The organism is Streptomyces sp. MS191 (genome assembly GCF_008042125.1).
GTDB lineage: Bacteria > Actinomycetota > Actinomycetes > Streptomycetales > Streptomycetaceae > Streptomyces.
Window position 1 is genome coordinate 2189798 of the sequence record NZ_RDBI01000040.1, and the last position, 13080, is coordinate 2202877.

Here is a 13080-nt window from a genome sequence, read left to right on the forward strand (position 1 = left end):
CCCCCCAAGCGCCCCCCCTACAGCGGCGCGTCCTTCCCCGCCGGGAAGGGTCCGCCGTGGCCTGGGACGATCGTGTCCGCGGCCGCCAGGACGCGCAGGCGCGAGGTGCGGTGGGTGTCGCGGTGCGGGGCCACCGGGTCCTCGGCCGGCCCGTCCGGGCGCCACCAGAGGTCGCCCACGAAGGCGACCACGCCGTCCGCAGTGCCGGCGAGCAGGGTGATGTCCTCGGGGCTGTGCCCGGGCGTCCTGATCAGGCGCAGCGACGGCGTCAGCTCGTACCCCTCGGCGTCCCGGTCGGTCCACTGGTCGTGCAGGTACTCCGCCTTGTGGTCGTGGACCCGCGCCTGCCCGAACAGGCCCACGTTCATGGTGTTGTCGGGGTGATGGTGGCTGAGCACCACGTCGGTGATGTCGTCGGGGCCGAGGCCCAGTTCAGCGAGCGGGCCGAGGATGCGGTCGCGGCTCGCCACCATGCCGGGGTCGACGATCACGTGCCGGTCGCCGTCGGTGACGTACGAGACGGTGGCGGCGACCCCGGGCCCCGTGGAGAGGGTGTAGCCGGTGGTCAGGATCTTGTGGACGGCGCTGTTGCCGCGCGGCCGGTCGGTCTCTCGGGCGGTCTCTCGGTCGATCACTCGCTCTGTCATGCCTCAACCTTCGTACCTCGCGGCGGAGTTCCGTGAGTGGCCTTGCTGCCACCCATCGCGGGTTTTGTGCCACACTCCGCGCCATGCCGTTCCTCTCCGTCGCCGCGTACGCCCCGCCGCGCGTCGGCATGCTCGCCGTCGGTGTCGTCGCGGAGGTCTTCGGCGCTCCCCCGGCGGGCCTTCCGCGCTTCGACTTCGCGCTCTGCTCCGACCGGCCGGGGCAGGTCCCCACCGATCTCGGGGTGCCGCTGGCGGTCGAGCACGGTCTCGACCGGCTCGCCGTCGCCGATCTCGTCCTCGTCCTCCCCTGGGCCGACTTCCGGGTGCCGCCGCCCGATCCGGTGCTCGACGCGCTCCGTGCCGCGCACGCGCGCGGCGCGCTGGTGGGGGCGCACTGCGTGGGCGCGTTCGCCCTCGCCGCCGCCGGGTTGCTCAACGGTCTGCGGGCCACCACCCACTGGCGGTTCGCCGAGCTGCTGGCCCGTCGCCACCCGGACGTCACCGTCGAGGCGGACGCCCTCTACGTCGACGAGGGCCGGGTCCTGACGGGCGCGGGCGCGGCCGCCGGGTTCGACCTGTGCCTGCATCTGGTGCGCCGCGAGTACGGCGCCGCCGCCGCCAACACCGTGGCCCGTGACCTGGTGCTGCCGCCGCACCGGGACGGCGGTCAGGCGCAGTACCTGGTCGCCCCCGTCCCGGAGGACGGCGAGGACGAGCGGCTCGCGGAGGTCCTCGCCTGGGCGCGGGCGCATCTGCACGAGCCGCTTCCCGTCGCGGAGCTGGCGCGGCGCGCCCTGATGAGCCGGCGCTCCTTCGCCCGCCGGTTCGCCGCCGCGACCGGGACGACGCCGCACGCCTGGGTCCTCGGCCTGCGGCTGAGCCGGGCGGAGGAGCTGCTGGAGACCACGGAGTTGCCTGTCGAGGAGATCGCACGGCTGGTCGGCTACGGCTCCGCGGCCGTCCTGCGCGAGCAGTTCGTGCGCCGCCGCGGCGTGCCGCCCCGTACCTATCGCCGTACGTTCGGCCGCATCTCGTAGGCCGGGAGGGGTCTACGTGTCCGGGTCCCGGTCCGGTCCGGGCGATCACACGGGACCGCCCTTCCCGCCGTGCGGCCCACCGCCCGGTTCGGCTCCTCCCGGTTCGGCTCCGTCCGGTTCGCCGTCCGCCTCGCCGCCGCCCGCCGTCTCCCACTCCTCCTCCAGTTTCCGTGCCAGGACCTCGGCCAGGTGGCGTCCCTTGCGGTCCGACAGGTGGGCCAGTTGGGTGCGGCACGAGAAGCCGTCCGCGAGGACCACGGCATCCTCGCCGGCCGCCCGCACCGCCGGGAGCAGCTGGTCCTCCGCACAGGCCACCGAGACCTCGTAGTGGCCGGGTTCGAAGCCGAAGTTGCCGGCGAGGCCGCAGCAGCCGCCGCTCAGTTCGCCGGTGAGGCCGGCGCGTTCCCGTAGCCGGCGCTCGGCGTCGTCGCCGAGGACCGCGTGCTGATGGCAGTGGGTCTGGCCGACGACCTCGCGGTCCACGCGCGGCGGTTCCCAGTCGGGGGCGAACTCCTCCAGGGCCTGGGCGAAGGTGCGTACGGAGGAGGCCAGTCGGGCGGCCCGGGGGTCGTCCGGCAGCAGTTCCGGCAGGTCGGTCCGGAGGGTGGCCGCGCAGGAGGGTTCGAGGACGACCACGGGGTGGTCGGGGCCGTCGCCCAGCGCGTCGAGCGTCCGGCGCATCACCTTGCGGGCGCGGTCGAGCTGACCCGTCGAGACGTAGGTGAGCCCGCAGCAGACCCTGCCCGGTGGCAGGCCCACCCGTACGCCGGCCGCGCCGAGGACGCGGACCGCCGCCCGGCCGACCTCGGGGGACAGGTGGTTGGTGAAGGTGTCCGGCCAGACGAGGACGTCCGAGGGTGCTCCGAGCCGCGCCCCGAACCAGGAGACGAACGTCCGCGGCGCGACCCGCGGCAGCGGCCGTTCGGGGGTCGCCCCGGCCAGCCGGGCCGAGAACGGCAGGACGCGGGCGGCGTTCAGCAGCGGGCCCGCCCAGCGCAGCCATTGCGGCAGCCGTCCCATGGTGACGTGCGACCAGGGCCGCCGCCGGTCCTCGTAGTAGTGGTGGAGGAACTCCGCCTTGTAGGCGGCCATGTCCACGCCCACGGGGCAGTCGCTGCGGCAGCCCTTGCAGGACAGGCAGAGGTCCAGGGCCTCGTGGACCTCCTCCGAGCGCCAGCCGTCGGTGATCACCTCGCCGAGCGCCATCTCGTGCAGCAGCCGTGCGCGCCCCCGGGTGGAGTGCTGCTCCTCGCCGGTGGCGCGGTAGGTGGGGCACATGACGTCGGCGGCCGGACTCGGGCCTTCCACCCGGCACTTGGCGACGCCGACGCAGCGGGCCGCGTCCGGGACGAGGGTCAGCCCCTTGAAGCGCAGGTTCCGGTCGAGTTTCCCGGGGCGGACGAGCATCCCGGGGTTCAGGCCGCCTCGGGGGTCCCACACGTCCTTGACCTGCCCGAAGAGCCCGACGAGCTCGGGTCCGTACATCTTCGGCAGGAGTTCGGCCCGGGCCTGTCCGTCGCCGTGCTCCCCCGACAGCGAGCCGCCGTGTGCCACCACGAGGTCGGCCGCGGCCTCGGAGAAGCGCCGGAAGTGCTTCACCCCGGCCGGGGTCCACAGGTCGAAGTCGATGCGGACGTGGACGCATCCGTCTCCGAAGTGGCCGTAGGGCGTCCCCCGCAGCCCGTACTCCTTCAACAGCCGCCGGAAGTCCCGCAGATAGGCCCCCAGCCGGGCGGGCGGTACCGCGCAGTCCTCCCATCCCGGCCAGGCGGCGGTCCCGTCCGGCATCCGGGTGGCCGTTCCGGCGGCGTCCTCGCGGATCCGCCACAGGGCCCGTTGGGCGGCGGGGTCCGTCACCACCGCGGCGTCCAGCGCGTCGGCGGCCCGGACCAGGGCCCGCGCGGCCGGTTCGCCGTCCGTCTCGACGAACAGCCAGGCGCCGCCGCGCGGGAGTCCGCTCGCGCCCCGTACGAGGTCGGCCGCCATGCCCTCGACCGTGAGCGCGCCATGGGCCGTGAGGCCCGCCGCCGCGTCGGCGGCCGCGCTCTCGTCCGGGTATCCGAGGACGGCGAGGACGGGCGCGGCCGGGGCGGCCACCAGGCGGACCGTCGCCTCCGTCAGGATCCCGAGCGTGCCCTCGCTGCCGCAGAAGGAGCGCGCCACGTCCGTGCCGCGTTCCGGGAGCAGCGCGTCGAGCGCATACCCGGAGATGCGCCGGGGCAGGCCGTCGGGGTAGCCGGTCCTCAGCAGCGCCAAGTTCGCGTCGACCAGTTGCCGCAGGCCGTCCGGCGCGCCCTGCCCGTCGCGGCCGGGGCGCAGCCGTGTGCCCCCGTAGGTGAGGACGTCGAGTTCCCGGACGTTGTCGGCGGTCGTGCCCCAGGCGACCGAGTGCGCGCCGCACGCGTTGTTGCCGATCATCCCGCCGAGGGTGCAGCGGCTGTGCGTGGACGGGTCGGGCCCGAAGGTCAGTCCGTGCGGGCGGGCCGCCTCGCGCAGCCGGTCGAGGACCACGCCCGGCTGGACGACGGCGGTCCTGGTCTCGGGGTCGAGGGACACGATGGCGCGCATGTGGCGTGTGAAGTCGAGCACGACGCCGGTGCCGGTGGCCTGTCCCGCGATCGACGTGCCGGCGCCTCTGGCGACGACCGGGACCTCGTGGGTACGGCACACGGCGAGGGCGGCGGCCACGTCCGCCGCGTCCCGCGGGGCGACGACGCCCAGTGGTACACGGCGGTAGTTGGACGCGTCCATCGTCACGAGGGCCCGCGCACCCGCGCTGAAGTCGACGTCTCCGCCGACGGCCCGTCGCAGTTCCTGAGCAAGATCCCCGGGTTCCACCATGGGGACAGAATGTCCCACCGGGTGTCTCATCCGGCGGACATCGTCCGCCGCCACCCCCACGACCCGATACGCTCCGCCTCGTGGCTGAGATCCAGATTCCCGCTGACATCAAGCCCGCCGACGGCCGTTTCGGCGCGGGCCCCTCCAAGGTGCGTACGGAGGCGCTGGACGCCCTGGCCGCCACCGGCGCCTCTCTGCTCGGCACGTCCCACCGCCAGGCCCCGGTCAAGAACCTGGTCGGCGAGGTACGTGCCGGTGTGCGTGACCTCTTCTCGCTGCCCGAGGGATACGAGGTGATCCTGGGCAACGGCGGCTCGACCGCGTTCTGGGACGTCGCGACCCACGGGCTCATCGAGAACAAGTCCCAGCACCTCACCTTCGGCGAGTTCTCCTCCAAGTTCGCGAAGGCCGCGAAGCTGGCTCCGTGGCTGGCCGAGCCGACCGTGATCTCCTCCGACCCGGGTACCCACCCGGAGCCGAAGGCCGAGGCGGGCGTCGACGTCTACGCGTACACGCACAACGAGACCTCCACCGGTGTCGCCGCGCCCGTCAAGCGCGTCGCGGGCGCCGACGAGGGCGCGCTGGTCCTGGTGGACGCGACCTCGGGTGCGGGTGGTCTGCCGGTCGACATCACCGAGTCGGACGTCTACTACTTCGCCCCGCAGAAGTCGTTCGCCGCCGAGGGCGGCCTGTGGCTGGCGGCGTTCTCCCCGGCGGCGCTGGAGCGTGCGGCGCGCGTCCACGCGTCGGGCCGGCACATCCCGGAGTTCTTCTCGCTGCCGACGGCGATCGACAACTCGCTGAAGAACCAGACGTACAACACCCCGGCGCTGTCGACCCTCTTCCTGCTGAACGAGCAGCTGAAGTGGATCAACGGCCAGGGTGGGCTGGACTGGGCCGTGGCCCGTACGGGCGCCTCGTCGCAGGCGCTGTACGGCTGGGCCGAGGAGTCCAAGCACGCCTCGCCGTTCGTGACGGACGCGGCCAAGCGTTCGCAGGTCATCGGCACGATCGACTTCTCGGACGAGGTCGACGCGGCGGCGGTCGCCAAGGTGCTGCGCGCCAACGGCATCGTGGACACCGAGCCGTACCGGAAGCTGGGCCGCAACCAGCTGCGGATCGCGATGTTCCCGGCGATCGACCCGGCGGACGTGCAGGCGCTGACCGCCTGCATCGACTACGTGATCGAGAAGCTGTAACGGCGGATCCCGTCCTGCGGGGGCCCGGCATCGGACATGGCCGATGCCGGGCCCTCGTGCGTGCGGGTCAGCGGCGGCGCAGGAGGCGCTTCCCGCCGAGGACGAGGGCGGTGGCCGCGCCGAGGACGAGCACGCCGAGCGTGAAGCTGCCCTGCTCCCCCTGACCGGCACCGGCGTCCTTGCCGCCGGATCCGGGCTTCGCCGGTCCCGCGCCGCCGTCCCCGGACGGCTTCTCCCCGTCCTTCTTCTCGACGTCGACCCGGACGACCCGGCTCTCCTTGCCCTCCGAGCCGAACATCAGCCCCGAGCCGTCCGCCGTATAGGTGACGGACTCGGCCTGCCCCTGGAAGGGCGCCCCGGCCGACACCCCGTCGCCCACGATGCGCCCGTTCTTCCAGTCGTACACCCGGGCGCTGAGGTAGCCGCGCAGGACCAGCCGTCCGCCGTCGGGCGAGAAGGCGCCGTCCGTCACCCAGGGCACCTCGCCGACCCGCCGGAAGACGTTCTTCCCGCCGGTGGAGAGCCGGGCCGGGCCCTCGTACAGGCCGCCGCCGCCCTCCCGCTTGGTGGCGATGTAGACCCGGCCGGTCTTCGGATGGACCATCAGGGCCTCGGCGTTGCGGGCCCCGTCCGCGTACGTCACGTCGTACTGGGTGGCCCGGACCGTCTGGTTCCCCAGCCGCTTCGGCTCGGGGAAGCGGTAGATCCAGACGTGGTCCCAGGAGCCGTCGAGGTTGTCGCCGATGTCGCCGACGTAGAGGTAGCCGTCCGGTCCGACGGAGACGGCCTCCATGTCGCGGGGCGTGCCGACGCCCCTCATGGTGAGGGTCGCGACCGTTTCGCCCGTGCGGGAGTCGATGCCGTAGATCAGCGGCGCGTCCTGGTCGTTGTGCGTCCAGTAGACGCCGGGGTGGGCCCGGCTCGCGGCGAGTCCGCTGGACTCGGTGATCCGCGGGTCCTTGATCGTGAAGTCCCGGTCGGCGGCACCGTCCTCCGCGGGGGCCGCGGCGCCGGCGACGACCGCTCCCGCCTCCTGGGCGGCGCCGGCCGGCACCGCCGTGAGCAGGACGAGGGCCGCCGTACCGGTGGCGCAGAGAAACGATCGCATGCCCTCAAGCGTGCCATGGCGGCCGGGAGGTGGCCCGGATCACGTCGCAGCCCGCGGCCGCCGTCCACGATGATGGGAGCCATGCGTTTTATGTTCGTCGGCGACAGCATGACCATCGGACGCGCCGGCGACTACACCTGGCGTTACCGCATGTGGCAGCACCTGGAGACGGTCCTGCCGGGGCGGTACGAGATCGTCGGCCCGCGCACGGAGCTGTACGACACCGCCGCGGACGCCCCCCGCTCGCACGCCTACGCCGACCCGGCCTTCCCCGCGCCCGCCCGGCGCCATCTCGCCGGCTGGGGCGAGGGCTGGCTGCACATGGCGCCGGTCGTCGGCGAGGCGGTCGCCTCCACCCGGACGGACGTGCTCCTCGTCTCGCTGGGCCTGATCGACCTCGGCTTCTACACCGACAGCGACCAGACGGCGGAGAACGTGCACGCCTTCGTGGCCGCCGCGCGTTCGGCGAACCCGCACGTCAGGGCCGTGCTGCTGCCGGTCATCCCGAACGTCCGGGCGGAGTCCGACGGCCCCTTCGCCGCCGACTGCCACCGCTTCAACGTCCTGCTCGCCAAGGCGGTCGCGGACCTGGACACGGCCGCCTCCCCGCTGCTCCTCGCGACGGTCCCGGAGTCGTACGACATCCACACGGACACCTACGACGGCACCCACCCCGGTCCGACCGGCGAGCACAAGCTGGCGGCGGCCTTCGCGGACGCGATGCACCAGGCGTGGGGCATCGGCGCCGCCTACGGCAGCGCGCGGGGCGCCGGGGTGACGGMCGGCGCCTGAGCCGGGTGCGGCCCGTACGACGTCCGCCGACGGCGAACCCGCCCTCGTCCGCCGGGGCCCGGGTGGTCGACTGTCGGCATGGAGATCCTGATTCTGGGTGGAACGGCGTGGCTCGGCCGGGAGCTGGCCCGGCAGGCGGTCGGGCGCGGGCACCGGGTGACCTGCCTGGCCCGGGGCGAGAGCGGCGAGGTCGCGGACGGCGCCCGGCTGGTGGCCGCCGACCGGGCCGGCGGCCCGCGTGCCTACGCGCCGCTCCTCGACCGCGGCTGGGACGCGGTCGTCGAGGTGTCGTGGCAGCCGGGGTTCGTCCGGGAGGCGCTGGCCGCGCTGGGCGACCGCGCCCGGCACTGGACCTATGTCTCCTCGGTGAGCGCCTACGCCTCCCACGCCGAGCAGGGCGCGGACGAGTCCGCGGCCCTGCTGCCCCCGACCGACCGGGACGAGGCGGACCGCGAGGGCTACGGCGAGGCGAAGTCGGCCTGTGAGCAGGCGTCGGCGGCCGCCGTGGGCGATCGCCTCCTGATCGCCCGAGCGGGTCTCATCGGCGGCCCCGGCGACGCCAGCGGGCGCTCCGGCTACTGGGCGGCCCGCGCCGCCCGCGATCCGCTGGGGCCGATGCTGGTGCCCGACGAACCGGCGATCACGACCCAGGCCATCGACGTACGGGACCTCGCCGGCTGGCTGCTGGACTGCGCGGAGAAGGGCACGGCCGGCACCTTCAACGCCGTCGGGCCGGTCGTGCCGTTCGCCGAGTGGATCGAGCTGTCCCGCACCGCCGGCGGGCACACCGGCCCGGTGGTCACCGCCGACTCCGCCTGGCTGCTCGCGCAGGGTGTGGCCGAGTACATGGGACCCGGGTCGTTGCCGATGTGGGTGGTCGAGCCCGGCTGGGAGGGGTGGTCGAGCCGGAGCGGCGCCGCGGCGACCGCGGCGGGGCTCCGGCACCGGCCGCGGGCGGAGCTGCTGGCCGACACGGTCCGCTGGGAGCGTGCGGAGGGCCTGGACCGCGACAGGCGTGCCGGGCTGAGCGCCGCGCGGGAGCGTGAACTGCTCACGGCCCTGGCCGCGCAGCCCGGCTGACGGCCCGTCGGTCCCTCGCGGGGCGGCGGAGGCCGGCCGCCGCCGTCCCCGTCCGAGGTCGGGACACGTCCCAAGGCACAGCTCAGGGCCCTGGGACGGCTGGGACGGGGCCGGAGGCCCCGTTTCGGGTGCCACCGGGGGTCGGCGCTGCAGCAGAGTGGCGAGCGAAGCGATCGTCACTTCTCCTGCCGGAGACGACACACAGGAGCACCTGTCCCATGCTCAAGAAGCTCACCGCGAAGGCCGCCCTGGTCGCCACGTCGGCCGCACTGCTCGGCGCGACGCTGACCGGCGGCACCGCGTCCGCGGCCACCACGTCGCCCTACATCGGCGACGGCTACACCAACAACACGCACGCCGTGTGGTGCGTGCAGCATCTGATCAACTACGCGATCGACCGGGGCTACTACTACGGTCTCGCCAAGGTCGCCGAGGACGGCAAGTGGGGCCCGAAGACCAAGGGGGCCGTGATCTTCGCGCAGCGAAGCAACGGCTTCCAGGCCGACGGGATCGTCGGGCCGCAGACGGGCGACCAGCTGATGATGGACGGCGACCCGTACTACACCGGCGGCCGTGCGGGCGACGGCTACTGCCACACCTACGTCCCCACCACCTACTGAGCCGGCGGGCCGGTGCGGGAACGCGCTCCCGGCTCCGGCCGGAACCGCCTCACGCCGCGCGCGTGAGGCGGTTCGCCAGGGTCGACAGGGTGTACGCGCCGATGCCGAGGACGACCTCCAGCGCGTTCTGCCGGGTGTAGCCGTGCCGGAAGAAGCGCTCCAGCTCCTCGTCGCCCACCGCGCCCGACGAGGCGATGACCTGATGGGTGAACTCCCGGACGGCCTCCAGCCGGGCCGGGTGCTCCGCCGGGCCCAGCCTGGCGAGCTTCGCCTCGTGGAGGCGGACGCAGAGGTGGCACTGGTTGCGGGTGGCGACCGTCAGGATGACGGTCTCGCGGGAGTGCGGATCCAGCGTCGTGGATTCGAAGAGCGCGCTCGTCTTCAGGAAGCCGTCCAGCGCGTGCGGTGAGGCGGCCATGCGGCCGACGGCCTGCGGCAGATGGCCCCAGGCGGCGGTCACGGACTCCATGGCGGGCCGGGCGGCGGCGGGGTCGTCGGCGCGCTCGGCGTAGCCGGCGGCGAGGAGCCGGTCGACGGTCTTCCCCGCGGCCTGCTTGGAGACGCCGAGCCGCCGTCCGATGTCGCTCGCGGTCGCGCCGTGGGCGCCCACGGCCTGCATGGCGAAGCCGTGCGCGGGGCGGAGTTCGGGGTGGCCCTGGCGGGCGAGCTCGGCGTGGAGGCGGTCGATCAGGGTGGGACGTCGGCGGGCCGCTTCCCGGCGGTCAGCCGACGCGCTGTTCCAGGACCTGGCCGGGCCAGTCGCCGACCGTGAACGGCTCCGTCCTGCGGAACCCCTGGCGCTCGTAGTACGCCACCAGCCGCCCCTCGCTCCCCGCGAAGCAGTCCACCCGCAGCAGGGACAGGCCCTGCCGGCGGGTCTCCTCCACCGCGTGCGCGAGCAGCGCCGCGCCCACGCCCCGGCCGTGGAACCGCCCGTCCGTCGCCAGCAGGTGCACGTACACCTCCGGCTCGTCCGCCGGCGCCACGTACGAGGTGGGGTGCGGCGTCAGGGTCATCGTCCCGGCGGGCTCCCCGTCGATCTCCGCCATCCACGGCGTCCCCGACGCGACGACCTCCTCGACCGTCCTCACCGCCGCGGGCCGGGACGTCCACGGCGTGGTGCCCCACTGCGCGGTGATCCCCCGGCCGTTCAGCCAGACGACCGCGCTGTCGAGCATCGCGAGTATCGCGGGAACGTCGTCGGACCCGCCCTTCCTGATCGTGATCTCCATCCGGCCGACGGTAGTCGCTGCCAGACTCGTCACATGAGGCTTTTCGCCGCCGTGCTGCCGCCCGCGGAGCAGCTGTCCGAGCTCGGCCGGGCCGTGGACCGTCTGAGCCGGCTGCCCGGCGCCGGCGACCTGCGCTGGACCTCCCCGCCGGGCCGGCACTTCACGCTCGCCTTCATGGGCGAGGTCGGAGAGGACCTGCTGCCCGACCTCCACGCGCGTCTCGCCCGCGCCGCGCACCGCACCGCCCCCTTCCCGCTCCGCCTCCACGGGGGCGGCCACTTCGGCCGCCGCGCGCTGTGGGTGGGGGCGGCCGGCGACCTGGACGAGATGCGGCTGCTCGCCGAGCGCGCCGACGCCGCCGCCCGCCGGGCGGGCGTGCCGATGGACGAGCACCGCCGTTACCAGGCCCACCTGACCATCGCCCGGGCCCGCACGGACCGGGATCTGCGGCCGTTCGCCGCCGCGCTGGACGCCTTCGAGGGCACCCGCTGGGAGGTCTCCGAGCTGGCTCTCGTGCGCAGCCGGCTGCCGGTCGCCGGGGTGCCGGGGGAGCAGCCGCGCTACGAGACGGTCGGCTCCTGGCCCCTGGGCGGGGCGGAGTCCGGTCCGGGCCCGGGTTAACCTCGACGGGTGGACCCGAAGACCCGAAACCGGATCATGGCCGGCGTGCTCGTACTGATGTTCGCGATCATCGCGGTGGCGTCGGTCGTGGGCTGAGTCGTACCCCCGCCGCGCGCGCCCGCCGCGGGGTGCCCGCGCGCTCCGGGATCCCGCTCCGCGGGCACGCCCTTGCTTCGAGTGGACTCGAAGCAGTTGGCTTGGGGCTCATGAAGTACACGCAGCTCGGACGCACGGGACTCAAGGTCAGCCGACTCGTCCTCGGCACGATGAACTTCGGTCCCCAGACAGACGAACCGACCAGTCACGCCATCCTGGACAGCGCGATCGACGCGGGCCTGAACTTCGTCGACACCGCGAACGTCTACGGATGGGGCGAGAACAAGGGCCGCACCGAGGAGATCCTCGGCAGCTGGTTCGCCCAGGGCGGCGGCCGGCGCGAGAAGACCGTCCTCGCCACGAAGGTGTACGGCAACATGGCCGCCGAGGGCGACCCGTGGCCCAACCACGACCGGCTGTCGGCGCTGAACATCCGCCGTGCCGTCGAGGCGAGCCTGAAGCGGCTCCGCACCGACCACATCGACCTCTACCAGTTCCACCACGTCGACCGGCGGACTCCCTTCGAGGAGATCTGGCAGGCGGTCGACGTGCTGATCCAGCAGGGCAAGGTGCTCTACGCGGGCTCCTCGAACTTCCCGGGCTACAAGATCGCCCAGGCGAACGAGACCGCCGCCCGCCGCGGCGCCGTCGGGCTGGTCAGCGAGCAGTGCCTGTACAACCTCGCGGAGCGGCGCGCCGAGATGGAGGTCATCCCGGCGGCCCAGGAGTACGGGCTCGGCGTCATCCCCTGGTCGCCGCTGCACGGCGGGCTCCTCGGCGGCGTCCTGAAGAAGCAGGCCAAGAACGGTCGCCGTGCCTCCGGCCGGTCGGCGGACTCGCTCGCGAACACCGCGGTCCGCGCCCAGGTGCAGGCGTACGAGGACCTGCTGGACAAGCATGGCCTCGAACCCGGCGAGACGGCGCTCGCCTGGCTCCTGACCCGTCCGGGCGTCACCGGCCCGATCGTCGGCCCGCGCACGGCCGAGCAGCTGGAGAGCGCCCTGCGCGCCCTGGAGCTGGAGCTGAGCGAGGAGCTGCTGGCCGGTCTGGACGAGATCTTCCCCGGCCCGGGGCCCTCCCCGGAGGCCTTCGCCTGGTGAGTGCGTAGCCGTCCCGTCCCCTTGCCCGCCGGCCGCCGTCGCCTCGTCCGCGACGGCGGCCGGCGGCGTCCCACGGGGGCGGGAGGCGGTTCCGGGGTCAGGTGCCGCCGAGCCAGCTCGTGGCGTCCAGCCGGTAGGCCGTCTCCGCCGGTACCACGGTGCGCAGCGCGGCCTCCAGGTCCCGGACCCGCTCCGGGCCCAGCGTGGCCGCCCACTCCGCGCGCAGCTCGTCGAAGACGGCGGCCGAGCGGGCGAGCGCGTCCAGGCCGCGCGGGGTGAGGCGGACGAGCTTGCGGCGGGCGTCGGCGGGGTCGTCGGCGCGCTCGGCGTAGCCGGCGGCGAGGAGCCGGTCGACGGTCTTCCCCGCGGCCTGCTTGGAGACGCCGAGCCGCCGTCCGATGTCGCTCGCGGTCGCGCCGTGGGCGCCCACGGCCTGCATGGCGAAGCCGTGCGCGGGGCGGAGTTCGGGGTGGCCCTGGCGGGCGAGCTCGGCGTGGAGGCGGTCGATCAGGGTGCGGAAGCCGCCGAAGAGGAGGAGCGGCAGCTCGAACCCCTTGCCGTTATCGACAACCTGGTTTACGTTTCTCTCGTCGACAGGGTCAACCATGTTGTCGATTCTCTCACGTGTGCCTTGCCGTTATCGACAACCTGGTTTACGTTTCTCTCGTCGACAGGGTCAACCATGTTGTCGATTCTCTCACGTGTGC

13 protein-coding genes and 1 pseudogene are annotated in these 13080 nt (G+C 73.9%); 7 read left to right on the forward strand and 7 right to left on the reverse strand.

Annotated elements, in window-relative coordinates:
* Positions 1-17 precede the first annotated feature (17 nt).
* Entirely contained in the window at positions 18-647 is a 630-nt protein-coding gene (locus EAO71_RS16975) for an MBL fold metallo-hydrolase (protein WP_147978496.1), read from the reverse strand.
* An 83-nt stretch (positions 648-730) separates the two neighbouring features.
* Here EAO71_RS16975 and EAO71_RS16980 point away from each other — a divergent pair, with 83 nt between their 5' ends.
* Positions 731-1684: a GlxA family transcriptional regulator gene (locus tag EAO71_RS16980; RefSeq protein ID WP_261992166.1), complete on the forward strand. Its 954-nt coding sequence runs from the start codon at positions 731-733 to the stop codon at positions 1682-1684.
* A 45-nt stretch (positions 1685-1729) separates the two neighbouring features.
* Here the strand turns inward: EAO71_RS16980 and EAO71_RS16985 are convergent, their stop codons facing one another.
* Positions 1730-4525: an FAD-binding and (Fe-S)-binding domain-containing protein gene (locus EAO71_RS16985; RefSeq protein ID WP_147978497.1), complete on the reverse strand. Its 2796-nt coding sequence runs from the start codon at positions 4523-4525 to the stop codon at positions 1730-1732.
* A gap of 80 nt (positions 4526-4605) precedes the next feature.
* Here EAO71_RS16985 and serC point away from each other — a divergent pair, with 80 nt between their 5' ends.
* Positions 4606-5724, forward strand: a complete 1119-nt coding sequence (gene serC, locus EAO71_RS16990) for a phosphoserine transaminase (protein WP_147978498.1) — start codon at positions 4606-4608, stop codon at positions 5722-5724.
* Between the two features lie 67 nt (positions 5725-5791).
* On the opposite strand, the gene EAO71_RS16995 is transcribed toward serC, so the two are convergent.
* Positions 5792-6832 carry a WD40 repeat domain-containing protein gene (locus tag EAO71_RS16995; RefSeq protein ID WP_147978499.1) on the reverse strand — a complete coding sequence of 347 codons (1041 nt, stop codon included), beginning with the start codon at positions 6830-6832 and terminating at the stop codon, positions 5792-5794.
* 81 nt (positions 6833-6913) lie between these two features.
* Here EAO71_RS16995 and EAO71_RS17000 point away from each other — a divergent pair, with 81 nt between their 5' ends.
* From EAO71_RS17000 to EAO71_RS17010, 3 genes are all read left to right on the forward strand, one after another.
* Positions 6914-7624 carry a GDSL-type esterase/lipase family protein gene (locus EAO71_RS17000; RefSeq protein ID WP_147978500.1) on the forward strand — a complete coding sequence of 237 codons (711 nt, stop codon included), beginning with the start codon at positions 6914-6916 and terminating at the stop codon, positions 7622-7624.
* A 78-nt stretch (positions 7625-7702) separates the two neighbouring features.
* Positions 7703-8704 (forward strand): Rossmann-fold NAD(P)-binding domain-containing protein, encoded by a 1002-nt coding sequence (locus EAO71_RS17005; protein WP_147978501.1) that lies wholly within the window; start codon positions 7703-7705, stop codon positions 8702-8704.
* Between the two features lie 218 nt (positions 8705-8922).
* Positions 8923-9324, forward strand: coding sequence for a peptidoglycan-binding domain-containing protein (locus tag EAO71_RS17010; RefSeq protein ID WP_147978502.1), 402 nt, complete (start codon positions 8923-8925; stop codon positions 9322-9324).
* A gap of 49 nt (positions 9325-9373) precedes the next feature.
* Here EAO71_RS17010 and EAO71_RS17015 read toward each other — a convergent pair whose 3' ends face one another.
* The 3 genes and pseudogenes from EAO71_RS17015 to EAO71_RS17020 all read right to left on the reverse strand — a co-directional run bounded on the left by EAO71_RS17015 (position 9374) and on the right by EAO71_RS17020 (position 10556).
* Entirely contained in the window at positions 9374-9793 is a 420-nt protein-coding gene (locus tag EAO71_RS17015; protein WP_187282754.1) for a carboxymuconolactone decarboxylase family protein, read from the reverse strand.
* 66 nt (positions 9794-9859) lie between these two features.
* A pseudogene (locus EAO71_RS40030) lies at positions 9860-9943 on the reverse strand (MarR family transcriptional regulator); the annotation flags it as partial.
* Positions 9944-10046: 103 nt separating this feature from the next.
* On the reverse strand, positions 10047-10556 hold the full coding sequence (locus tag EAO71_RS17020) for a GNAT family N-acetyltransferase (RefSeq protein ID WP_147978504.1): 510 nt from the start codon (positions 10554-10556) through the stop codon (positions 10047-10049).
* A gap of 33 nt (positions 10557-10589) precedes the next feature.
* On the opposite strand from EAO71_RS17020, the gene thpR reads away from it, so the two are divergent.
* A complete protein-coding gene (gene thpR / locus EAO71_RS17025) occupies positions 10590-11177 on the forward strand; it encodes an RNA 2',3'-cyclic phosphodiesterase (RefSeq protein WP_147978505.1) in 588 nt (195 codons plus the stop codon).
* A gap of 206 nt (positions 11178-11383) precedes the next feature.
* On the forward strand, positions 11384-12373 hold the full coding sequence (locus tag EAO71_RS17030) for an aldo/keto reductase (RefSeq protein WP_147978506.1): 990 nt from the start codon (positions 11384-11386) through the stop codon (positions 12371-12373).
* A 97-nt stretch (positions 12374-12470) separates the two neighbouring features.
* On the opposite strand, the gene EAO71_RS17035 is transcribed toward EAO71_RS17030, so the two are convergent.
* Entirely contained in the window at positions 12471-12980 is a 510-nt protein-coding gene (locus EAO71_RS17035; protein WP_147978507.1) for a MarR family winged helix-turn-helix transcriptional regulator, read from the reverse strand.
* Positions 12981-13080: the final 100 nt, after the last annotated feature.